At 59.4% G+C, this 22,210-nt stretch carries 20 protein-coding genes and 1 pseudogene; 5 read left to right on the forward strand and 16 right to left on the reverse strand.

Annotated features, from left to right (window positions below):
* Positions 1-9: 9 nt before the first annotated feature.
* Positions 10-939, reverse strand: a complete 930-nt coding sequence (gene argC, locus HWY05_RS03935; RefSeq protein WP_176057450.1) for an N-acetyl-gamma-glutamyl-phosphate reductase — start codon at positions 937-939, stop codon at positions 10-12.
* Between the two features lie 128 nt (positions 940-1,067).
* On the opposite strand from argC, the gene HWY05_RS03940 reads away from it, so the two are divergent.
* The 3 genes from HWY05_RS03940 to HWY05_RS03950 all read left to right on the forward strand — a co-directional run bounded on the left by HWY05_RS03940 (position 1,068) and on the right by HWY05_RS03950 (position 4,164).
* Positions 1,068-1,952, forward strand: coding sequence for a LysR family transcriptional regulator (locus HWY05_RS03940; RefSeq protein WP_035558570.1), 885 nt, complete (start codon positions 1,068-1,070; stop codon positions 1,950-1,952).
* Between the two features lie 376 nt (positions 1,953-2,328).
* Positions 2,329-3,576 (forward strand): EAL domain-containing protein, encoded by a 1,248-nt coding sequence (locus HWY05_RS03945; protein ID WP_051980945.1) that lies wholly within the window; start codon positions 2,329-2,331, stop codon positions 3,574-3,576.
* A 315-nt stretch (positions 3,577-3,891) separates the two neighbouring features.
* Positions 3,892-4,164: a hypothetical protein gene (locus HWY05_RS03950; RefSeq protein ID WP_156126745.1), complete on the forward strand. Its 273-nt coding sequence runs from the start codon at positions 3,892-3,894 to the stop codon at positions 4,162-4,164.
* A 69-nt stretch (positions 4,165-4,233) separates the two neighbouring features.
* On the opposite strand, the gene HWY05_RS03955 is transcribed toward HWY05_RS03950, so the two are convergent.
* Positions 4,234-4,677: an SRPBCC family protein gene (locus HWY05_RS03955; RefSeq protein WP_176057451.1), complete on the reverse strand. Its 444-nt coding sequence runs from the start codon at positions 4,675-4,677 to the stop codon at positions 4,234-4,236.
* Between the two features lie 97 nt (positions 4,678-4,774).
* Positions 4,775-4,876, reverse strand: a pseudogene (locus tag HWY05_RS38705) (MFS transporter); the annotation flags it as partial.
* Between the two features lie 160 nt (positions 4,877-5,036).
* On the opposite strand from HWY05_RS38705, the gene HWY05_RS03960 reads away from it, so the two are divergent.
* Positions 5,037-5,507 carry a hypothetical protein gene (locus HWY05_RS03960; protein ID WP_035558575.1) on the forward strand — a complete coding sequence of 157 codons (471 nt, stop codon included), beginning with the start codon at positions 5,037-5,039 and terminating at the stop codon, positions 5,505-5,507.
* A gap of 61 nt (positions 5,508-5,568) precedes the next feature.
* Here HWY05_RS03960 and HWY05_RS03965 read toward each other — a convergent pair whose 3' ends face one another.
* The 13 genes from HWY05_RS03965 to HWY05_RS04025 all read right to left on the reverse strand — a co-directional run bounded on the left by HWY05_RS03965 (position 5,569) and on the right by HWY05_RS04025 (position 20,555).
* Positions 5,569-5,952 (reverse strand): hypothetical protein, encoded by a 384-nt coding sequence (locus HWY05_RS03965; RefSeq protein WP_035558577.1) that lies wholly within the window; start codon positions 5,950-5,952, stop codon positions 5,569-5,571.
* Positions 5,953-6,077: 125 nt separating this feature from the next.
* Positions 6,078-6,770: a cytochrome b/b6 domain-containing protein gene (locus HWY05_RS03970; RefSeq protein ID WP_035558580.1), complete on the reverse strand. Its 693-nt coding sequence runs from the start codon at positions 6,768-6,770 to the stop codon at positions 6,078-6,080.
* A gap of 43 nt (positions 6,771-6,813) precedes the next feature.
* On the reverse strand, positions 6,814-7,530 hold the full coding sequence (locus HWY05_RS03975) for a BPSS1780 family membrane protein (protein WP_176057452.1): 717 nt from the start codon (positions 7,528-7,530) through the stop codon (positions 6,814-6,816).
* Positions 7,531-7,668: 138 nt separating this feature from the next.
* On the reverse strand, positions 7,669-8,859 hold the full coding sequence (locus tag HWY05_RS03980) for a DUF1700 domain-containing protein (protein WP_176057453.1): 1,191 nt from the start codon (positions 8,857-8,859) through the stop codon (positions 7,669-7,671).
* On the reverse strand, positions 8,856-9,197 hold the full coding sequence (locus HWY05_RS03985; RefSeq protein ID WP_035558584.1) for a PadR family transcriptional regulator: 342 nt from the start codon (positions 9,195-9,197) through the stop codon (positions 8,856-8,858). The genes HWY05_RS03980 and HWY05_RS03985 overlap by 4 nt, the downstream gene beginning before the upstream one ends.
* 205 nt (positions 9,198-9,402) lie before the next feature.
* The gene (locus tag HWY05_RS03990; RefSeq protein WP_035558587.1) at positions 9,403-9,831 is read right to left on the reverse strand and encodes a hypothetical protein; all 429 of its coding nucleotides are present in this window, start codon (positions 9,829-9,831) and stop codon (positions 9,403-9,405) included.
* Between the two features lie 463 nt (positions 9,832-10,294).
* The gene (locus HWY05_RS03995) at positions 10,295-10,744 is read right to left on the reverse strand and encodes a hypothetical protein (RefSeq protein WP_156126747.1); all 450 of its coding nucleotides are present in this window, start codon (positions 10,742-10,744) and stop codon (positions 10,295-10,297) included.
* 351 nt (positions 10,745-11,095) lie between these two features.
* The gene (locus HWY05_RS04000) at positions 11,096-12,838 is read right to left on the reverse strand and encodes a hypothetical protein (protein ID WP_176057454.1); all 1,743 of its coding nucleotides are present in this window, start codon (positions 12,836-12,838) and stop codon (positions 11,096-11,098) included.
* Between the two features lie 73 nt (positions 12,839-12,911).
* Positions 12,912-13,172, reverse strand: coding sequence for a PAAR domain-containing protein (locus HWY05_RS04005; protein WP_035558591.1), 261 nt, complete (start codon positions 13,170-13,172; stop codon positions 12,912-12,914).
* Positions 13,173-13,199: 27 nt separating this feature from the next.
* Positions 13,200-14,732 carry a DUF2875 family protein gene (locus HWY05_RS04010; protein ID WP_244146483.1) on the reverse strand — a complete coding sequence of 511 codons (1,533 nt, stop codon included), beginning with the start codon at positions 14,730-14,732 and terminating at the stop codon, positions 13,200-13,202.
* Between the two features lie 93 nt (positions 14,733-14,825).
* Complete coding sequence (locus HWY05_RS04015) at positions 14,826-17,006, reverse strand: DUF3274 domain-containing protein (RefSeq protein ID WP_176057455.1); 2,181 nt, start codon at positions 17,004-17,006, stop codon at positions 14,826-14,828.
* A gap of 4 nt (positions 17,007-17,010) precedes the next feature.
* Entirely contained in the window at positions 17,011-19,827 is a 2,817-nt protein-coding gene (locus HWY05_RS04020) for a type VI secretion system Vgr family protein (protein WP_176057456.1), read from the reverse strand.
* A gap of 47 nt (positions 19,828-19,874) precedes the next feature.
* The gene (locus HWY05_RS04025; RefSeq protein WP_176057457.1) at positions 19,875-20,555 is read right to left on the reverse strand and encodes a hypothetical protein; all 681 of its coding nucleotides are present in this window, start codon (positions 20,553-20,555) and stop codon (positions 19,875-19,877) included.
* 544 nt (positions 20,556-21,099) lie between these two features.
* Here HWY05_RS04025 and HWY05_RS04030 point away from each other — a divergent pair.
* Positions 21,100-22,038, forward strand: coding sequence for a T6SS immunity protein Tli4 family protein (locus tag HWY05_RS04030; protein WP_244146484.1), 939 nt, complete (start codon positions 21,100-21,102; stop codon positions 22,036-22,038).
* Positions 22,039-22,210: the final 172 nt, after the last annotated feature.

Consider the following 22,210-nt stretch of genomic DNA (forward strand, 5'->3'; position numbering starts at 1 on the left):
TGGATGCGCTTACAACCGTTCGATCATCAGATTCAGGTTCTGCACGGCCGCGCCCGACGCGCCCTTGCCGAGATTGTCGAACACCGCGGCAAGTAGCACCTGACCGTGCTCCTCGTTGGCGAATACCGTCAGGCGCATGTCGTCGGTGTCATTCAGCGCTTGCGGATCGAGGTGGGTCAAAGCGCGCGATTCTTCCAGCGACGTGACCTGCACGTGCGCCGCCCCGGCATAGTGCCGCGCGAGACAATCGCGCAGCGTCGCGCCGTCCACACCCGCGGCGAGCAGACGCAATTCGAGCGGCACCGTCAGCACAATGCCCTGCCGGAACGCACCATAAGCGGGAACAAAAAGCGGGCGATGCGCGAGCCCCGCGTGCTGCTGAATTTCCGGCGGGTGCTTGTGCGACAACGCCAGGCCATAGGTCTGGAACGGCAATGGCCGGGAAGCACCGGGGTTTTCATGCGCCTCCACGGCGGCACGCCCGCCTCCCGAGTACCCCGACACCGCGTGGATACCAAGCGGGTAATCGCGCGGTACTAACCCTGCCTCCAGCAGCGGACGCAAAAGCCCGATTGCCCCCGTCGGATAACAACCGGGATTCGTGACACGATGCGCGCCCACAATACGCTCCGCCTGCCCTTGCGTCATCTCCGGAAAGCCATAGGTCCAGCCGTCCTGCGTGCGATGCGCGGAGCTCGCGTCGATCACCCTGACGGCGGGATTGGCGATCATCGAGACCGCCTCGCGCGCGGCGGCGTCGGGCAGACAGAGAATCGCGATGTCGCACGCGTTGAGCGCCTGCGCGCGACGCTGCGGATTCTTGCGTTCGGCGGCGGCTAGCGTGACCCGTTGCAGATCGGTCCGGCCGCGCAGACGCTCGTGAATCTGCAAGCCGGTGGTGCCTTGGTCGCCATCGATGAAAACAAGGGGAGCGCTCATATCGGAAACTCTCGCGTGATCGGGGGAACGGTGAAATCGGGAACTGCTATCTTCCCCGTGAAGCTAGAATAGGGAAAGTTGAATTTCATGACGCTGAGATTCAGCTTTTCTGAACGAGGAAAATCGCCATGCGAGAGATCAGTCTGGACCGCTTGCGCACGCTGGTGGCGATAGCCGAGCGCGGCTCTTTTGCGGAAGCGGCGCGCGCGTTGAACCTCGCGCCGCCCACCGTCAGCCTGCACATCGCGGAGCTGGAAAGCCGGATCGGCGCGCCGCTTCTGTCGCGCAAACGCGGGCAGGTGCGGCCGTCGGCCATTGGCGAAACGTTGGTGGAGAAAGCGCGCCGTCTGCTGGACGACGCGGAGCGCACGCTCGAAGAGGTGCAGCGCCAGGTGCAGGGCCTCGCCGGTCGCGTGCGGCTGGGCGCGTCGACGGGCGCCATCGCGCACCTGTTGCCGCAGGCGCTCGAAGTACTGGGGCAGCAGCACGCCGCCATCGACGTTCAGGTCGCCGTGCTCACCTCGCAGGAAACGCTCACACGACTCGCGGACGGCTCGCTGGACGTGGGGCTGGTCGCGCTGCCGCAATCGCCCGTGGCGGGGCTCGTGATCAAACCGTGGCGCCGCGATCCGGTCATGGCCTTCGTGCCCGCTCAATGGCCGTGTCCGGCACGCGTCACGCCCGCCTGGCTCGCCGCTCAGCCGCTCATTCTCAACGACACCACCACTCGCCTCTCACGCCTGACCGCCGAATGGTTCGCGAACGGCGGGCAGCATCCGGCGCCGCGTATCGAGGTCAATTACAACGACGCGATCAAAAGTCTGGTGGCGGCGGGCTACGGCGCGGCGCTGTTACCTCATGAAGCCACCACGCCCTTGCTCGACACGCGTATCGTCATGCGTCCGCTGCGGCCCGCCTTGTGGCGCCAACTCGGCATTGCGCACCGAGCGGGACATGTCGAACGATCAACGCGACATGTACTCGACGTACTGTGGGATCTGCGGCTGAGATAGAGATTGAATGATATTTTTCATGGGTTGCGGCATTCAACGACATTCAACGCGGCGTGAATATCACGAATGTCGCTCACAAGTAATGTGCCCCGTCAGTACTGGTTTGTAATATGCCGTTTGCATTATGTAAAAGGGTCAGCTACAAACCGCTAATCGACGGCGTTACGCGAATCGGTGACAATCTAGGCTTTTACCGAACTGACCGACCACTCGCGCCATCGACATGTCGGCGATGTAAACCTACGGGTGGCGAAAACCGAATTCAGAATATGATGGAAAGATTTAACTCCGCAGTGCCGAATTCTCTCTTTCAGGAGTGGCAATAACGATGTACCCCGACGATGTACCCCGGACATTGTCTGAAATGGAAACAGGAATGAGCGCCGTCAGCAGCGTCCCTACCGAAGTTGCAATACCGCGCGATACAGCCGTGTTCGTGGCGCGTCAGCCCATCATGGATCGGGGCGGCCGCGTCGTCGCTTACGAACTGCTTTTCAGGGACGGCCCCACGGGACCCGGCCGCATCGACGACGATTTGCGCTGCACGACGGCGGTGGTGCAGCGTGCGGTCGGGTCGATCGGTCTCGAACGTCTGGTTGGGAACAAGGCCGCGTTTCTCAACTGCCCGCACGACTTTCTGTTCTCCGACTACCCGAACGTCTTGCCGGCGTCCCGATTCGTGCTGGAAATTCTGGAGTCGGTCGAGCTGACTTCGAATCTCGCGCGACGTTGCAGCGAGTTGCGCGGCACGGGCTTCCAGATCGCGCTAGACGACGTGCGCGGCATGACCGACGAAATCCGCTGGTTTCTGCCGTCCGTGGATATCATCAAGATCGACTGGCCGTTCGTGGATCGCGACGCATTGCCGGAACTGGTCGCCGAGTTCAAACGTGCCGGCAAGGTCGTGCTCGCCGAAAAGGTTGAAACCGTCGAGGACGCGGAACTGGCCCGGGAACTGGGTTGCGACCTGCTGCAGGGCTACTATTTTTCGAAGCCACAGATCTTTTCCGGCAAGCGCGCCATGCCGCCGGTGAAGGCGATCCTTCGCGTGTTCGATCTGGTCGGCAGCGACGCGCCGTTGAGCAGTATCGCGCGAGCTTTGAAAGAAACGCCCATGCTGGTCGCGCAACTGCTGCGGCTTGCCAATAGCAGCGAGCAACCCAATGGCAAGGCCGAACGCATCTCGTCGCTGAAACAGGCGCTTTCTATTGCCGGCAGCCGCCGGTTGCTGCATTGGTGCGGGCTTCTGCTTTACGCCAATCGCGACGGCCTGCCGATCGACGACGATCCGCTCGTGCTGCTCGCGCAGCGGCGCGCGCATTTCATGGAGAAGGCAATCGACCTGCTGCCGGACGGATCGCGTCCGCTGCTCGCTACGGCTTATCTCACCGGCATGCTGTCGCTGCTGCATATCGCGTATCACATGGAGTTGCGCAATTTCGTCGACGAGTTGCCGGTGTCCGAATCGATTCGCGGGGCGATTCTCGACGGTGGCGGCGTGCTTGGTGAATTGCTGCTGATTGCCGGGCATCTGGAACGTGGTGAGGGAGAAGCGGCGATTGGTGGGCTGCAACGGTTGGCTGTTTCGCCGGAAGAGTCGAGGAAGATGATTGAGTGTTATTGAAGGTTGTGCGCACAGGGTCGGTGAAGCGATGGTTAGCGCCGAAGGTACTTCACTCGACGGTATTTCACCGTAAGAACTCACGCAGCAGTTAAGTGTTGACACGCGTTGCAATTACAAAGAAACTTGACTCCATGCTGACGCTCAACTTCTTCTCTTTCGCGATGTTCCGCCAAATGGCAATCCGCTCGGATATGCCACGGGGGGCCTGTACGCGTTAGACAAGTAGATACGCAGCTTACAAGGCCTCGCCGTAATACGGACGAGGCCTTTTTGTTTATGGCGTCTCCGTGATCGGCATCACTCGCGGAGATCATCATGGACGAAAGAAGCCCAGAGTTGACAAGGTGTGCGGACGCCAATACCGAATGGCATGACGACAGGCGCGACGCGCATTTTCGCCTCAGCCGGATGTTGTACCCGTACGAGTACTGGAGTCTTCCAACTCAGGAAGAGCGGAACAGTCACGCGTTCAATGTGCGCATTGCTGAAGAGGATTCGCGCACCACTGCGCGGGCATCTACTAACGGCATGCGTGCGGCTGTGGCACGCTTGTGGTTGCTCGTGACGCGTAGCGTCACGACACGCTGAGCAATCCGTCGAGGCCGCACTATTGCGGCCTCACGGTTTGCCTGCCTCCATTTCTGCGAGATCACGCAATCAAGGAATCAACGGCTCGACCAACTTCGCCAATTGCGCCAGCGACTCCTGCCAACCGAGATAGCACATCTCCACGGGAATGACTTCGGGCACGCCTTCCTGCACGATAGTGAGCTCACTCCCGCACGATACTTGCCGAATGGAAACCGTCGTAGTCATCTGCCCGGGAAGATTCGGATCGTCGAACCGATCCGTATAGCGAATCTTCTCGAACGGCACGAGTTCGAGGTACTCGCCGCCAAACGAGTGGCCCTCACCCGTGCCGAAGTTGTGAAAAGACATTTTGTACGTGCCACCCACGCGCGCATCCAGATGATGAACCTTGCAGGTGAAACCATACGGCGGAAGCCATTTCGCTTTCGCGTCGGCCTCCAGAAAGGCGCGATAGAGTCGCTCAGGCGTTGCGTGCAGGACGCGGTGCAGACGGATGATTCCGGTAGTCATGGTGTGTTTACCTTTCACTAAAAAAGTTGGACATACCCGTACGACGAATCCGCAGCATCGATATCGACACAGCCTATTGCCAGGGAAAACCCGTTGCGCCAATCGCGCGGACTAATACCCCACGCAATGGATGCGACAAGAGAAAGTGGCTGCCCACAAAAGCGACTGCCGCCACTGCCACTGCCTGGGTGCTGTCCATGGCCTTGTTCCTCGACTGATAGTGTGGAGAGACTCGATGAAATCGTTATAGACGATGCAAGTGCGTGTACATTTGCAACGAGTGGTCTCCGACCCGCCACTGCGTCTTCTAATTGGTCGTTATCGGAGTGAGTCAGTCCTACAGTCGCGCAGGAGCCCGTATGAACAAGCACAGCAAGAAAGCTCATCTTGAAGCGGCGGCGTCACATCACGAACAGGCAGCGCGGTATCACCACGGGGCGTCCCGGCACTTCGAAACGGCTCAGGGTCAGGATCATGCGCACGCCGCGCATCAGGCGATGATGGCCCATGGCCACACGTTGCAAGCCATCGACGAGGCTCACGAGGCCGGCGCGCACAGCACCGGCGCGCCGCCGACAACGCCTGCTTCGACCGCGCCGGGCGCCAGCAATGCCAGCATTGTTAGCGCGGCGGCGAAACAGCACGCAACGGCAGCGGAACTCCATCTGCAGGCGGCGCAGCATATGCGCCACGCCGTCAAACTTTTCGATCAGGATCGCGGCGCGGTTGCTCACGACGGGCAACTCGCGCTCACGCTAGCATTGCGCGCTTTGTCTCACGGCAACGAAGCGGCCCGGCTGTTTGTCAGGCTCGCTGCCGTCGACGCTTAGCGAACGAAGCACGCCGGATCCACGCGCGCTACGCACGGCGGGATCCAGCGTTCAAGCAGGACTAGGCTTTCCTCTCAAGCAAGTCCGCCGCGACAGTTTTCGCATGCGCGACGGCCTCTTGCGCATTGAGGAAGACACCGAGCTGATCCCAGTGTTCTTCCACCGCGTAGGTACCCCGCGTTCCTAGCGCGCGCTGGACGCGCAATTGCGCCGCATAGCCCCCCTCTTCCAGTGGCCGGGCCGTTGCCACGACTTTGTGAGGGAGACCCGAGCGCTCTGGCTGAACCAGCTCCAGAGAACCGCCCGGCACCCCCACATCGTTCAACGCATTCCTTGCCCTGCAATCCGGGCAGTAAAAACACCACCCGCTATCCTCGCGCTTGGGTTTGACCTGCCCGCGAGCGAGCACCGCGCGACACTCAACGTTTTCGCAGATGAACGGCATAGCTGTCTCCGGAGTTGTTTGCGGAAATCCTAGCATGACCGTCGACGCGCAACCATTGGCATTGATGCCTTATTTGCGCTGTGTCCGGTTGATCGCAGATTCAGGTGCGGCGCAGAACGCGCGTGTCAGAGATAGGTGGCGAGCGCGACGACCACGGCGGCCGCGATGGCGAGCAATAACAGCGCCAGCGCCGCCGACGCCGTCCGCGGCGCCTGGACGTCCGCCGGCAGGGACTTGCGGCCTGTCAGCATGGGCCGCAGCAGGTTGTGCCCCTTGGCGGCCGCGTAGAGCAGAATGGCCGTTACGTGCAGCACGACGGCGATCAGCAGGACGTCCCACACGACGGCATGCAGCGTGGAAATTGCATTGGCGATCGGTGCGGGCATCCATTCGGAAAGGGGACCCACGTCGGCGACGTCGTTGTAGACGTAGAGCCCGGTGAGGGTTTCCGTCAGTAGTAAAGCGAGCAGCAGAAGCACCATCCACGCGCCGGCGGGATTGTGGCCCACCTGCACGTCCGGATCGCGGCGCAACACGTGTCGCAGATGCTGCAGCGCGGCAACGGGCGACGCCAAAAAACTGCGGAATCGCGCCGTCTCGCTGCCGAAGCAACCCCACAGCAAACGGAACAACACCAGCGCGAGCAAGGTTTCGCCGATCCGGACGTGCCAGTCCATCCAGTTCAATCGGATGGTGACGTAGGCGGCGACGACCAGCACCACCACGGACCAATGGAACAGACGGACGGGCAAGTCCCACACCAACACCGCTCGATGAGCAGACTGCTGCGCTGCACTGAGCGATTGATCGGCATCCATGCGTTGGCCCTCACGTGCTGATAGCTGAGTAGGCGACGCCGTTTTATCGCTCGACGAACACACCACGATAGCTACCATACAGCGACATGACGATCAGCGCTGTGGCCAGCGGCGTCACGATGAGTGCGCGCACAAGCATCGGTACGAAAGGAACCAGTAATGCGCCGGCGACGATCGCGAAGAGGCCCAAACACGCGACGGGCCAGTTGCACACCACAGCACGCACACTCACTGTCATCGCATTAGCCGGTGAAGCCTTGTTCAGTACCACCAGCGCCGGGCCGAACCACAACAGCGCAACCGGAATCACATGGAGCAACGCATTGAACACCGGCTCCAGCGCATTGCCCGCGCCATTGTGCGTGGCGTAAGCGAATGTCAAAGCATGCACACCATTGGCCGCAACGGATGCCTTCACGCTCACATGGAATGCCGCGAACAAAATCAATTGACCGATGTACGTCGCGGCAACGCAGCACGCTCCGATAGAGAGCAATGCGTTCCGCTGCGCATGGACAACGTCGACCATCTCGCTGACCGACCACTGCGAATTATTGCTCGAGCGCTCCTGCATCATCACGACGGCCGCCATGACGATCGGCGCGACGAGCATGCCCAGCATCAACAACGACGGCACAAGGTCCAATACCGTCGCGATATCGGCGCAGACCAGCACCGCCGCGAGCCACAACACCGGCCGGACACGAGCGATGCGCGCGCCCTCCTCGAACCAGCCTGCGAAACTCGCCAAACCGATCACGCGAGCGTTCGGAAGACGTGAGCCTTGCGCATTGTGTGCGCCGTTCGGGACTGCCGAGTCGTGCAAATAGTGCATTTTCATGACCATTTCCTTTTTACGGAGTGAGTAGACAGACGTGAGTCACCCGCGCCGCCCGGTTCAGGAGACGTGCCCTGCTTCCAGCCGGGTGGTGATGACCTCAAGTTGCCGCTGAACGTAGTGGGCCAGCGCGCGCCAGGTCATGCGCGTCAGCCACACACAAACAAACAAACCGAAGACACCTGCCAGCAGCATCGCGAATCCGTAGATCATCACGCCGATGCTTGAGTGACGTGGTCCGAAAATCATCACGTCATTGATACCGTTCTTGATCGCGACGTGGTCACGATCGATCACCACCGAATCCGAGCCGCTGTGTACGGACAGACTTTTGGGTTGGCCGCCCGCGCCTTGTACGAAGGACAAACGGTCGCCGTGATTCGAAACGTCCCACGCCATGGCTTTCGGATCGCTCCCAATTCGCGCCACGGACACATGGTCGCCGTCGGCATCCTTCAGATCGAGTGCGATGATGTCGGCCCGTGCGATCGACCACGAACCGTCTTTCTCGACCTTGAACAGATCGCGTCCGCCGCCGACTGAGTCGATCTTCAACTTGCCGTCTTTATTCTCGATGTCTATCGGGCCCGCGAGCGTCACCACCGAAATTCGCGTGGCGTCATCGGGCCGAAGAAAGAAACGGTCGCCCACGACTCTGAAGGCCTTCATGTCCACTTGCGCAAGACGCGCGTCGTCAGTCCCGGAGGCGGCGGCGTCATCATCGCCATCGTCATCGTTGTCGTCGTCGTGCGATACCTTGCCGCTCACCTTACTGCTCGAATTCGCGCTGACATGGCCCACATCGTCGCTTTCGAAGGTGAACGGCAGCGACGTGAACGACGACGGCCATCCCAACAGATGATGACTACCCAGCGCGATCACCGTCACGAAGCCGGCGACCGCAAGCGCACCGGACACCGCGTAACCGACCGTCAGCATCAGGAGATAAAACATGAACGGAATCAGCAGGAACAACTGCAACAACCCGAGCCCGGCGATCGACACAATTACCTTCGCCAGATTGCCGAACGAACGCCGTGCTTCCCACTGACGCAAGGTCGCCTGGGCCTTCAACTCACGCGCCAGTTTGATCGGATCGCCGAGCGCCGCGACTACGTCCGCTTCATTGCGACCAGCGGCGAGTGCGTCGCCGAAATACTCGTGGTAGTCGGCCACGATTTCATCCACTACGTGCTTTGGCAAACTCCCCAGTTCAACACGGAGTTTCTGGATAAATTCTTCCTGCGTCATTCCTGTTCCCCTGTTCCTGAGCGCATGCGGGATAGAGCCAGCACGCCATTGACCTCATCGACAAAACTGCGCCATTCGTCCTGCATTTCCGCGAGACTGTCGCGGCCGGCGTTCGTCAACGTGTAGTACTTGCGCGGCGGGCCCGAGCTGGATTCGACGAAGTACGTGGTGACCCACGCTTCAGCCTGGAGCCGGCGCATCAGCGGATAAATCGTGCCCTCGCTGATTTCCATGGTTTCCGATAGGGTCGAGACGATCTCGTATGCATAACTGTCGCCTCCTGCGAGGACGGCAAGCACACACATGTCGAGGGTGCCCTTCTTAAGCTGGGTTTTCATTCAGAGCCATTCTGTTGCGTGCATAGCACGGTACCTTGTTATGCACTGGCGGGAGGTGGTCTTCCCCGTTTGTTGGTAGGTACTCTAGCAGCCAGTACCGTTCAATGCAAGGTATCTTTTTATGCACGGGCCGGAGACGGCCGATGGGTCGGATGAGAACCGCGCGAAGCGAACCAGGGCTTCGCGCGTTGCTGTGGCAGCGGTGTTAGTTCGTTGCCTGAGGGGCGCCTTTCTCGTGCAGCGTGATGACGAGCGACGGCAAGTATTGCGGGACGGTAATCAGCGAACTCTCGTCATCGCCGTCACCGTCGCCGTCACCGCCGGCATCGGTGCCGAAGCGGAAATGTTTGGGCTCGATCTTGGCCGTGGTGGCTTCGATCGCGCCTTCCGTCGCCGCGTAGCCCTCTTTCTCACAGCGGATCTTGAGCGCGGACGCGGACCGGCGAACCGTGACGGTGTCGGGCGCGGTGACGGACCAGTCGCCTTTGTCGTTGGAGAGCGCGCATTTCGCGTCGGTAATCGGCCCGGTTGGGCCCATTACCGAGACCGACAACTCTTCACGTTTCGGGTCCTGGCCGCCGTCGTGGCCGCCGTTGGCGCCGGTCACGTTGACGGTGTTTTTTCCCGTGACCATGAATTCACTCATTCCTTGACCTGCCATTGCACTGGCCGAGAAACTTGCGATTATTACGAAGATGACAGATTTCATACAGGTTATATCCGTGGCGCGTGAGTTATAAATTTTTCTTTGCGACGGCGATCTTATTACATGTCAATTTATTTAGGGCGTTTGTATGGGTTGTTTATTCACTCCGAAATATCGGGGTGGTGAATGCAATCGGGTTATCTATAGCGCATTGTTAGTTGGGGCTGAACTTACTGCATTTCCGACTCGATCAGGGCAGATAGGCGACCCATGCCTTGAGTTCCCGCGTACGGTCGGCTTGCATTCCCGCGCGTACACGTCGGACATCGACACCAGGGACGTGACGAGCGCGAAAGAGAGGCTGAGGTAGCGGTGTAGACGCAATGGGGCTCCGATTCATAGCAGATCTCGCCTGGCGATGTTCATCCAGAGCGGACCTGCCTTTCCGACGTCAAAAGGTGGAGTTCAAAACCGCTTTTTCGGTCAGGTTTTGCCGCAGGATTTCCAGACACTTATCCTGTTCATGTCGCCGCATCTCCCAGAACGATAGCGACGCTCGACGCGGTTTGGTGCGTGCTTCGTTCGGGCGGTTGTAGTGGATCGTGAGAAGAAAGCGGCCCCGCTTGATCAACACGATGTTCTCGTAAAAAATCTCGATGCGCGCCACCTTGCATCGGTCGTCATAAAAAACTGCGCGAGTGGTGAGGCTCATGCTGACCAACGCGATCAAAGGCGTAAAAAAGGTCATTAGAACCGTGCCAAAGCTCATGAACGGGTTCGATGCTGCGAGGAAGAAGAAACACCCGAGGATGATCAGAATCGTGACGCCGAAGGCCGGCATCGCAAAGCGGCTACCGCGTATTGTCAGTTGCGGTCCGTTGGGCTGGGATAGGGTATTCATAGCTGGAATTTAAAGTTGGACTCGTAGTCGGTATCAGGCCGGGTTTTATCTTGCCCTATTCCGCCTTGGTAAGGCTGCGATAAATTTTTTTGGCAAAGGTTATTGGGCTGGGGGAGTATTTTGCACGATGGGTCGGATGTTGGGAGTATGAATACGCGAGACTGATTCATCTGGCATCAGATTCGGTAGTTTTATTGTTTATGGCTGTCGAGTTTTGATTGGCGAACAGATACGGACTGTTCAGCGGCAGCGCCTTCAGTTCGAGTTCGAACCCCGTCCGCACGTCGTTGCCCCGCGTTCGAAGACGCGTGCGCTGCGGACACGCCACGAAGACGTTTAGTCGGGCCTTTCTTATGGACGCGTGAACGGCGAAAATGCGCTGGGCCCGCTGTGTGATTGTCCGTTGTGGCTCCCGGCCGGGCTCGGCGCGGACAAGCTCGTTGTAGTCGTCGTAGTCGTTGTAGTCGTCGTGTTCGGACTATGCCGGCTCGTCGGCGGAAACGGACTCAGCGACGTTGACGGCTGCGGTCGCGGCGCCGGACTGAAGGCGGAAAACAGCGACGAGGAAAACGCGTGCGACGAACCGCCAGGCGAGGGCAGCGACGGGGTCGGCAAACTGAAGCTCGGGGGCGGGAAAGCAAACGTTAAGGTGGGCGCATTAAGCGCCGGGGCCGACGGCGCACCGAGCGCGGTATCGGCTTGCCGAGCGACCTTGCGTGCGCCTGACCCGGAGGGCGAACTCGCGAACAGCGGCGATAGCAGGCTCGACGAAGTCGTGCTCTGGTTGCCCGGAGGCGACGTGGGGGGTAGCCGTAGCGGCGACAGCGCACGTGACGACGATGACACAGGCGCCGAATCCTGTGTCGGACTCCATAAGCCAAAGTGGCTGTACGCAGCGTGATAATCCGGCGACCCCGGCGGCGTGCGCGGGGCGTCGAATACGGCCGGTTCGATTTCTGCCAGAATCCTGCTGCCTTCGCGCAAACTATCCCGACGTTTGCGCTTTTTGGTAGCCGGATCGTTCAGTGTCTGAATGACGCCAAAAAGCCTTTGGCCTTTGGGTGACGAGGAGCGTCCGTATTGCTCGATGGTTCTTCCCGTATTTCTCGCGATCACATCTTCGGCTCGTGCATGGTCGCCCGTGGCTTGCGCGCCGGGTACTTCAAATGTTCCGTGTTTATCGACGGCGATAGCGTCGAGAGGCGTCAACTCGCCGCGTTGCAAAAGACGCGATTTGGATAACGTCGAGGCAGAATCCCGGCCATCGCTGCGCTGCGCTTCGAGGGTGGTCAGCACCTTGTGCGAGTGTGCCCGTCCTATTGCCGGATGTACTGAAACAGCCGCCATGACAGGATAGGCCGTCGACCGGCCACCTTTGTCTTTCAGCGAGACGGTGAATTCCGGATAGGTCTTGTCGTGCTCGGTCGGTATGGCGACGTGCGTGTCCTGAATTTTGAGGCTCTGGCGTTCGGTCCCCTTCGCACTGGAACGGGTCGCCTTGGGCGGCGCCAGTTCCTTATGCAATTCGGGTACGCTCAATGCACTGCCGATGCGCGACTGGCTTGCTTTGGCGGCCTGCGCAGCCACTGCGGGACCTTCGGTTCGGGCCCGCTCTTTCCAATGTTCCCGGGTCGCCTGTTCATGGAACTTGCTCAGTTCCTGCGTGGTGCGTCCGAGACCAAGCAAACGACTATTGTCCGGCGTATGCACGCCGCCGCTGGGAAGCGCCAGGCTATGGATTTCCTGGGTCAGTTCGCGCTTGTACTTATTTTGCGGCTTGTCGGATGGCGGTTTTTTGCTTGTGCTGCGGGGCGCGGCCGGTGTCGGCGGTGTGGCCAGCGTGGCCGGTGTGGCCAGCGTGGCCGGTGTGGCCGGTGTGGCCGGTGTTACGCTGCTTGAGGAGGCGCCCCCCGGCGAGGACGACGGACCATGCGACGCCGCGTTGCCGCGATTGCCGCCGCCAGGTGGTTGAAACGGCTTACCCCCTGCAACTGCGTCCGACTTTCTCTCTTTCATGGCGGCTTCGCGGCTAATGGTGTTGATGAAGTCTAACAGTAGAAAACTGGCGTGACATGCTTCCGATACCTGGCGCATTTGACGAACGTAAGCGTGGCATCTCATGTCGAGCTTGCCATCTTCGTCCCCGATCGGCGGTCACATTCGATCGTCAACCGCCCGCGCTTTTCTGACTGGCGATCAGACGTGCGCCGCACGCGAGTTTGTCGCCATCGCACGCGGCCGGCTGACCTGCGAAGCGTGCATTGCCGGCCACCTGAGCGATGTGAGTCTGGCCGTGGATCTCGCAGATAGCAGGGTCGTTCAGGCGTGCGATCGCTCGGCCGTTGATGCGGGCGGTGGGTGCACCTGATATCACGCGGCCGCCGTGGCTATGAGTGTCGCCTTCGACGATGTAGTGTTTTTTAGTCATGTTGGCCTTATTTGGAAGCGCGTGGGTTTAGAAATCCCAGCTGAATGTTTGCGGATTTGCCTCGCGCGACGTTTGGTCAGGTGGCGACACCATCACGATGGTCGCGTGGAGCGGATCGCGCAGGTTGATGAGGGCGCTTGTTTTGCCATCGCTATATCCCATCATCAGCGCGAGCGTCATTTGCACCCACGTCGAGCTTGTGCCTGTGTCGCCGCCGATGCGGCGCTGCATGTCGAACGCGTCCTTCGGGTCGTCCAGATCGATGTGCTGCGGGTTGTCGTGCAGTGCCTGGATGAGCAGCGCGAGATTGTTGGTCGACATGCCGGTGTCGTGGAATATTCGCCCAGGCTGATCGTTGGGAGCGAGGGTGCCTAACGCCTGCTGCCAACCTTCACGCAGTTTTTCGATGCGCTCGCCCTTTTTGAGTGATTCGCCGTGGGTGTTGCTCATATCGATACGTACCGGTCGATGCAGGTACGCGAGTACCGGCCAGTTGTCGTACTCCGTCAATTGCCATGTGGTCCATGGTATTGGGACCCAGGGGTTCGGTTTGAAGCCGTGTGGGATCTTCAATGGTGTGGTCTTCCAGAACTCGGGAAGTTTGCTTTGCCAGTAGTCCCACGGCATCTCGTCCTTGTCGTGCTCCCAGTAGGCTTTTTGGACATTCCAGAAGTAATTCCACAGCTTGATCACGTCATACTGTGTTTTGCTGTTGTCGATTGCTTCGGGCGCGTGGACAACGTAAGGTCGGATCATCCGATCTATTCGGTCCTTGCGCGTTACGAGCAGAGCAACGAAGCTGTCCGGCTGTGGTGGAAAGAAGTACTCTTTCAGGTTCGATTGCTGCACATAGTTATCTCCAGGAGTTCGCATATATGCGCGGGTATTGAGACCGTCCTCAATCAACACAACCGCGGCAGGCAAGTCCGGATGCGCATCGAAAAATTCGAATAACCGATTCACTACATCGTCACCATGCTCGGTATGGATCTCGTCAAGGCGGATGTATAGAGGGTTGGTGATGCCTGCGCCGTTGTCTGCGTCGCCGATATGTGTCGCCATGCGATCAGCGAGCTCATCGGCAGGATCGCGGGGCGGCCCGACAGCGATGACGGGAATTGGCCAGAAGTCAACCCAGCGCCGCAGCGTATAACCGAATACATTGTTCTCGCGCTGCCTGCCGGCAAAAGAACGGTCGGCGCCTGTGTAGGGATATTTTTTAGGGTCTTGCAATAGCAAAGTGCCAGAAGCGCCAGCCTCGTCGAGACGCATTAGCATCGCCCGCTGTCGGAATCTGTCGACGGTCACGCCAAAGCGACGTATCTCCAGCGTGAAACGCGGATCACGCGGAGCGGTGGCTGCGACCGCTTCTGCCTGCAAAGCTGTGTTCCGTACGGCCAACGGATCAACCTGCTGCACGTCCTTGCGATCCCATACACAGTACCCGGCATACAACCCAGCCGCCAGCAATACAGGGGGCACAGTTAGAAGCAGTAGTCGTCGAATCATCGAGGTATCTTCCAAAGATAAATAACCGCCAATCATTAACAGCTTGAGCATCGCGATCCACACCAAAGTCAGAATCGCTAGCCCGGACGGGACGAGAAAGAGCCAACGGCTCGGAGGTCGAGTCAGAGGTGTTGTCATGAGAAATCAGAAAAGCCGAATTTTTTCCAGTGCGTTGGAGCGCATTTTCTGCGCAGTCGAATCGTTACGCGTCTTGATGATTTCACTAACTACCGCTGGCGGCGGAGTCCTAGGTACAAGTTTTTCGGGTGGGAAATTGGCGTACCTGTAGTAGTCTGTATTTGCTTCAACAACGTCACGCGTCGTCCAGTCGAGGCTGCCATATCGAGGACTAGTTTTTTCCAAGTCACCCGCAGCTATTCGCCAATCCGCAATCGTCCTCAACAGTTCTTCCCAATCCGGATCATCAAGCGCCCGCGCCTGCCCAATCGACACATCGAACGCCGTCGCGCAGCGATGATTGCGCCGCCCGCTCATCACCGCCGAGTGATACGAATCATCCACTCGATAATTGTTCATCAGCCTCACCTTCGCCTCGTTTGGCGTTTCATACCGGATCACCACGATCTGCCCCGCTACAACCGGCACATCCGAATCCCCAATGGTCGGCGGGAACGCCCGGTACACCTTGCATTGGTCGTCGGGCTGCTTGCCCGCGTTCAGCACGCCTGCGACATCGGTAGTAGCCGGTGGCTTGCCAGGATTCAGTCCTGGCCACGGCATCATCTGAGGCGGCAAAAGCTCGAGCTCCGACACACTGAGCGCCGTCTCGGCCTCGACCTGATCGATCGACTGCCTCCCTGCATGTCGCTCGTTCAAGGAAACGCCATCAAGCGGTGCATCCCCGCTGCCCGGAAGCGCATTCGCCTCCATGTCCGGATCGAACGGCGGCGAGAGTTCCTCGCCGTTGATGGTGCGCATCGTGTTCTTCGCGATTTGCGCCTGTTTCGCGAGCGCTGTCCCGCCGGTCGTTCCGTGTGAACTCTCACCCTCAAGACGCATGTTGTGCGGCCCTGGCGGCGTCCCCACTTGCACCGGCTTGCCCTTCCGCACGCGACGCGTAAAGACCCGTTGCAACAACGACCCGGAAAGCAGCGTGACGGTTTCTTTTTTTGCGCCAAACTGCGCAGCGGACACCTGAAGTGCGTCGGGCAACCCGATACAACCCATCCCCGCCACGCCCCTGAGACCGACAGTCGCGTCTTCAGGGCAGAAGTACAGATAGACCTTGCCGCGGTTGTCGCGCTCGGCGAATACTCCGCATGCGTGCCCCGGTCCCGTCAGTCGAGTCGCCCGATGCGGATCCCAGGCGGGCCCCGTGACGCCATAGTTGTCGGTACCGCCCTTGACCACCTTCAGGCGTTCAAGCGGTGGCTGACCGTGTCTGTGGTTCGCAACCAGCGCAGTGAGGTTCGCCAGCGTCTTCGCACGCGCATAGACGGTCTGTTGCTCGTCGCTACGCTGCAGGAATTGGTCGGTGCGAGATTCGTTGAGTGAATACGGCGAGTCGATCAGGATCAGCGTGTCAGCAGGTCGACTAGCTGGCCCCGAACCTTCCATCAGGAAAGCCTGCGCCAGCAACGTAATCAACGTGCCCTGACTGTGCGCGATGATGTTCACCGTCTCATTGCTTTCGATCAGCCGGATCTGCCGCACAAGCGCCGCCAGCCGTTTCGCGGCCAGCACCATGTAGTGCCGGTTCGGCGCTTCGCGCAGTGGATGCGTCAAGTCCCCCTGCAAGGTGTCCAGACTCCAGGTCTTTGCGCCTCCCTGAAAGTGCGAATCGAACATATCGGGGATATTCGTCGTCGCATTAGCGAACATGCCACCGCCCTTCGCGCGATGACTGTCCAGACGGTTGCCGAACTTATCAATGTACTGGCCGTTCCTGGTCTGCTTCTCCGGCTCTTTAGCCAGATCGCTCGCACTCGCCTTAAACCCCCAATAAAACGGAATCACCGGACTCTTCGTCCCCGGCGGTTCCTGCCGACGATAGATCACATCGTCGAGGTTCTTCATCAGATCGGCGACGCTCACTTTGCTCGGGTCATTCGCCATCCGCCCATGCGTGTACTCGCCGCCCTTCAAGTCCGAGCGACCGAGCCGATCGTTCAGGCCTTCGCACAAACCACTTTCTACCGCGCCAAAATCGGTACCCAGGTCGTTCACGCCATGAATAAGAATCGTCGTGCACGGATAGCGGTTTTCCACGTCGACGTTCGCGTGTGCATTGGCCGGCCGGTTCGGGTACAGCAGCGCTTTGCGCTCGCCCACTACGCGATCGGATCCGATTGGGGACGTGCTCATTGGATTACCCTTTCGCGTCGAATACCTGAATGTGAGCGATGTGCATGGCGTCGCGAGCCAGCAGATCCGTCAGCCCTTCGCTGTCGGATGTGCCCGTGATTTTCTGACCATCGCGCAACGTGATTTCGTACGGGCGATTCGGCACCGGATGCGCTGCCGCGCGTCCGTTTTCGCCATCACGCGATCCGCTCGATCCACCGTCAGTGCCTGAGTAACGCAAGCGGAATTTCTGGTCTGCACCGGCGTCGCTGAATGCGGGCGGGTTCACGTGATCGGTATCGGGGTCGAGGAAATCGTGGCTAGCAGCATGGGCAACAAAAGATCCACTGGATCCCAGGCGAACGCCGCCGCCGACCTGCAAATAGCTGCCGTCTTCCGCAACCAGTCGAATGGTTTTGCCGGAGACGATCACTTCATCGCCCACCGAACTGACGTGGACGGACTTCTGCCCTGTCACCGTCACCGTGTCCTGCTGTGCCTGCACGACAACCGGTCCATCGCCGGCGATCGCATGCACGCCCTCGCCGCGACCGAACACATGGACGCCCTGCCCGGCCGACGCCAGCAAACGCTGCCCGCTCAACAGTTGCAGGTTTTGCTGAGCGACCTGATCGATGTTCTCGCCCGCGTAGGTCACGTGCGTCTTCGGCGTGAGGTTCACCGACCCGGCTTGCGCGCCTAACGCCATCAAGCCTTGAGAGCGGGACATACCCTCCGACGTCCCTTCACCGACGCCGGGCGTCCATGCCTCGAAAGTCGACGCGACGGCATGCTGTCCCGATGCATCCGGCGATTGGCCGCCGTGTTGCCCCGCGTAGTCGCCCAGTGACTTGAATAGATCCGAGCATTCGCCGAGCAGTTGAAGCAATTCGTCACGATCGAGCTGACCACCGCTCGCCTGTGTGCGGGCATAGGTCGTCAGCAAAATGCCTTGCGCCGCGCGCAATGCGGCCGCCGCGTCCGTGCGCAGCTCCGCGCCTTCACCGCGATGCTGTCCATAGCCGTTGTCTCGCGGATGGGTCAGATACCCCAGGTTCAACTGCGAGTCCCCATGCTGACTCGCCAGTTGCACGCTGATCTGCTGCGGCGTGTCGTCGAACCTCAATTGCCCGCCGTAGCGGTTTCCCTTGATTTCACGGGTTTTGACTCCCGACAAATAACGATTGCCCGGCAACGCGCCGGTATGGCTGAACCGGGTCGGCGTGTTCTTGCCGTTCGACACGACGCCCAGGATCACCAGACGATCAGGGTCTCCGCCGATGCTGCCCAACAGCACTTCCATTCCCGCGCGGGGGATGAATGTTTGTCCGAAGCTCTCGCCTGCCAGGCCCGAGGCGACGCGCAACGGCGCGCTGTCGCCGGGATAGCCTTTTGTGCCGACGCCCTGTGCATGAGCGTGATCGACGGGATCCAGTCCCTGGATCTGCACGAAGACGCGGCCGAGCTCATCGCAGGTCACCTCGTCGCCCTCTTGTGCGACCACGACGCCTGTTAGCAGATGCGTCGGCGGCAAGTCGACCGTGGGGTCGTACGCAGGCGTGAGCGGCACGCCGCGTCGCACGCAGGTGAAGGTGTTTTTGTAGCGCGTGTCCTGCTCGCGCGATATCGTCAGTACCGGCGTGGATGTCGGAAGGACAAGATGATGGCTCGCCTGGAACAGCGACTGTGCCCGTTCCGTCAGTCCCTTCGGCAGGTTGTTCCAAACGTCGTGCGTGAGCGATGTGATCACGAACTGCCGCTTCTCTGCGGGCTGCATGTCGAGTACTGGGTCGCCCGTCAGCGTGATCCAGTGGCCGACCGCGAGATCGCGTATGCCGCTGACACCGTCGTACTGTTCGGCCTCGAACTCATGCGCGAGCATCCGGTCGCGCGTGATGCGATCGTGATCTTTCCAGGAATCGCCGACGTGAGGAATCTCGATTGCGACGTCGGTCAAGAGCTCGGCGAGGTCGTTGCCCGATTCGCCCTGGTCGATGTTGGCTATCGCGATCGATTCGTCGATGCGGGCCTTCTTGTAGTCCCATGACGGACGGCTGGTTCTTCCCGGAATCAGACGTTGGTGTAGCGCGAAGAGCGTGACCGTGTCGCGCTGCTCGGTGCCGGCGTCGCGCGGATGCAAGCGAACCGCGCCTGCGGGGGCCTGCTTCAGTCGCAATGGGTTGTCGCAGAACACCAGTGTGTGCACGGGCGCGTCGTCGGCGATGCGGCTTTCCTTCGCGGTGCCTGCCTTTGCGAATACGGTGATGCCTTCGCGACGCAGCAGTCGACGGATGAACGCTGCGTCTGGTTCGTTTGCTTGTCGTGTGATTTCGCGCGCGGGGTATCGGTTCGCGTCGAGCTTCGATAGGTCGAACTCGAATGCGCGGGCTAGTGTTGGACTACGTTGTCGCCATTCGCTCAGCAGGATCGAGAGAATGTCGATAACGGTCTTGCCGCGGAATAGTCGCGAGTTGGTGCGCTTTTCCATTAACGACAACGCGTCGCAAACCGTTAGTTGATAGACGGTGAGATCGCCGTCGCTTTGTCCTGTCTGCACCTGCTTGATGATCGTGTTGATCGTGTGGAGTTGGCCACGGTCGGTCACGATTCGCACGGAGACGGGCAGGCCGATGAATAGCGTCGGAGAGAGGTTGTCGTGGGCCGATACGCACGTGAGATGGCCGCTGATGCCGCCCATCAGGCTTTCGTGGAGGGTGGCGTGCTGGAGGGCTAGCAGGTGGCCTACGGTGCGTTGGGCTCGCCCGAAGTTCAAACCGACAGGACGGTTGTTCCAGTCGACCGCGCCTGTGGCAAAGCTTTTTAAGGTTTGGTTGGTAGACACAGGTTTCCCCCGCTATCGATGAAAACGTATGAGATTGCGTGGGCCGCTCAGGCAAATATCTGACGCTGCACGAAATGCCAACGTGCCGCTTCCGGGTCGTATAAGGCCAATTGCTTCGCTTCGTTGGGGGCGAGTTGGATCAATGGCGGGTTATCGCGCAAGCCGAACGCTCGCTCCAACGCATCTCGCGCGGAAGCCGGCGCATCAAGCCACTGCCGCACCGCTTTCTGCGTTTCGCGCCAGGCAAACAGGCCGGCCTGCTGATGTAGGGCGTCGATGATCGTCCACACATCGGAGTCGATCTGGAGCGACTGCTGATCACTATCACCACGCGGCCGCCTGCCTTGCGTCAAGGTCAGACGTGTCAGACAGCCGTTTTCCCGTACGACGAGCCGATAGTCGTGCGCTAACCAGGCTAAGTGAAATGACAACGGCCGCTGGAATCCCCGGCAGGAGAGAAAGGCTTCCGGCGCGACGTCCCTCACAGGCCAGATTTCGAAATGCACTGACAGCTCCTGAGGAATCAGGCCGAGACCGTCGAGCATCGCATCGAATGGGGAAAGGAAGCAGCGAACGGCGTGCCCTACCGAAGTTCGATCGGTGAAAAGCGTGATGGATTGGTTGTGGTCCGATTGCGTTAGTTGCACGGACATTTCCGGGTTGACGGAGTACGCGTCACTGCTGCTTTGTTCGAAGCGTTTTCTTGCTTGATCCTGATTGCTGCCCATTCCGCCGCTCCCACTCGCGTGAAATTACGCCCACGCGGTTGATGATTGAGCGGCGGATTCTAGAGGGTTCCTAAGGTATTTTCGGTAAAGATTGGTCAAGGTTTTGGGGGTTATGCTGGATCGTGGTTTTGGTGCTGAGCGAGTTTAGAAACGAATCAGATAAATCTGTCCAATTTGACGATGGACTAGGAATTCACTCAAAGCAGGTGAAGTGGCGCTAGCGCGCCGCCGTCGACTCTTCGATGCCGTGGCGCACGCAGTGCCCATCTGCACGTAGGCCTCTGCGAGATGGCATTCGCAGAATATCCACATTGCATGGAATAAATTTTCAATCTTTCAATTAATGACAAGCGTCCAATTGCTTTTGCCGTGTTGTCATACGTAAAATCTGGCGATGAAACCAACGGCTCTACAGCATCGTACAAATTGCGCAGGATGCGCCGGCTCCGTCGTGCTGAGGCAGGTAAGAAGATTTCTGTTGCTCGTGCTAGGCGCGTGCGCCTGTTCGCTTGTCTTTTCTGGGAAGCCGACGACGAATAATCCCTTGCTGTCAAAACCGCGTCCGTGGTGTATCGGTCGCTTCGTGTTCGACCGGCCGGCGGCGAGCGAGATATCAAACCAACGCTATGAGTATCGGGGGGATACGTTAGAGACGAAACCAAATTTTTCCGCTAAGTCATATCAAGACCAGGTAAGCGATCTGGATAAGAGGCTCCGTCACAGTGACAGGGTGAATCCGGGAACCAATGCAAAGACGGGCCATGTATGGCTTGAGAAGGCGTTCTCTCCAAGTGCCGACGCCAAGGTATTCGTTTATAGGGAATTCGATGCATCATCTGATCTTGACTTCAAGACTGAAGGTTACTTCTTCGACAACGGGAGTCTTTTCCACACGTCAGGAGGCATCGGGGCGGCAGCTCTAAGTAGCGTTGAAGATATCTACAACGACACCTACCGCCGCATCAAAGCTCGCGATAACTGGTCCGTACCCACAGAGGCTGGATTCTGCTTCGACGGCGGGATCGTCACGGGTTCATCGACCTACACCGAAGAAGTCAGCCAGTCATTCGCATTGATGCCGGGCCGACCCGTGCTCCTGGTGATCCAGATGCGTGACGCAGTGGACGCGGATAAGAAAGCGTCGCTCACGATGACACTGCCTCAATTGCGCGCTCAGATGGATCGGTTGCCGGGCCACTATCGAATTTTGCGCCAAGGCAAGCGCACGATTGCCGGGATGGATGCGGAAGAGGTACTGTTTGAATTGAAAGAAGGTGATCTCACGTCGTATCGGTTCTATCTTCTTGCACCGGGCGACTCGAGTACGCTGGCGAAACCGTATACCGCGATTCAACTATTGCTCGGCGCAAGCAGCTCTGATTTGGCGCCGGGACAAACAACGTCACCCGTCGACGAGGCGGGTGCGTTGCAGACTTGGGATGCGTTGTTGAACACCTTACGGCTACGCCCTGGTGCAGTGTGAAAAGACGGCATGCGCCGATACGACATCGTAAAGAGCGACACGACAACGGTAGGCGGTATGGTTCAAGGCCGCGACGGCCAGGATAGGCTGAATGGCCGCGAGCAAGCTTACAAGCATAACCCTGCATGGTACCCGGATCTGCAAGATGATCGGTACTTTCAGTGCGACGGTC

Source organism: Paraburkholderia sp. BCC1876 (assembly GCF_902833695.1).
GTDB lineage: Bacteria > Pseudomonadota > Gammaproteobacteria > Burkholderiales > Burkholderiaceae > Paraburkholderia.

Bases quoted from the DNA above. Each gene is read 5' to 3' on its own strand.
- HWY05_RS04000 (WP_176057454.1), bottom strand. From the start codon at position 12,838: ATGCGCCAGGTATCGGAAGCATGTCACGCCAGTTTTCTACTGTTAGAC.
- HWY05_RS03980 (WP_176057453.1), bottom strand. From the start codon at position 8,859: ATGACGCAGGAAGAATTTATCCAGAAACTCCGTGTTGAACTGGGGAGT.
- HWY05_RS03985 (WP_035558584.1), bottom strand. From the start codon at position 9,197: ATGAAAACCCAGCTTAAGAAGGGCACCCTCGACATGTGTGTGCTTGCC.
- HWY05_RS03955 (WP_176057451.1), bottom strand. From the start codon at position 4,677: ATGACTACCGGAATCATCCGTCTGCACCGCGTCCTGCACGCAACGCCT.
- HWY05_RS03970 (WP_035558580.1), bottom strand. From the start codon at position 6,770: ATGGATGCCGATCAATCGCTCAGTGCAGCGCAGCAGTCTGCTCATCGA.
- HWY05_RS03960 (WP_035558575.1), top strand. From the start codon at position 5,037: ATGAACAAGCACAGCAAGAAAGCTCATCTTGAAGCGGCGGCGTCACAT.
- HWY05_RS04025 (WP_176057457.1), bottom strand. From the start codon at position 20,555: ATGGGCAGCAATCAGGATCAAGCAAGAAAACGCTTCGAACAAAGCAGC.
- HWY05_RS03950 (WP_156126745.1), top strand. From the start codon at position 3,892: ATGGACGAAAGAAGCCCAGAGTTGACAAGGTGTGCGGACGCCAATACC.
- HWY05_RS03940 (WP_035558570.1), top strand. From the start codon at position 1,068: ATGCGAGAGATCAGTCTGGACCGCTTGCGCACGCTGGTGGCGATAGCC.
- HWY05_RS03965 (WP_035558577.1), bottom strand. From the start codon at position 5,952: ATGCCGTTCATCTGCGAAAACGTTGAGTGTCGCGCGGTGCTCGCTCGC.
- HWY05_RS03995 (WP_156126747.1), bottom strand. From the start codon at position 10,744: ATGAATACCCTATCCCAGCCCAACGGACCGCAACTGACAATACGCGGT.
- argC (WP_176057450.1), bottom strand. From the start codon at position 939: ATGAGCGCTCCCCTTGTTTTCATCGATGGCGACCAAGGCACCACCGGC.
- HWY05_RS04005 (WP_035558591.1), bottom strand. From the start codon at position 13,172: ATGACTAAAAAACACTACATCGTCGAAGGCGACACTCATAGCCACGGC.
- HWY05_RS03990 (WP_035558587.1), bottom strand. From the start codon at position 9,831: ATGGTCACGGGAAAAAACACCGTCAACGTGACCGGCGCCAACGGCGGC.
- HWY05_RS03945 (WP_051980945.1), top strand. From the start codon at position 2,329: ATGAGCGCCGTCAGCAGCGTCCCTACCGAAGTTGCAATACCGCGCGAT.
- HWY05_RS04010 (WP_244146483.1), bottom strand. From the start codon at position 14,732: ATGCTCAAGCTGTTAATGATTGGCGGTTATTTATCTTTGGAAGATACC.
- HWY05_RS04015 (WP_176057455.1), bottom strand. From the start codon at position 17,006: ATGAGCACGTCCCCAATCGGATCCGATCGCGTAGTGGGCGAGCGCAAA.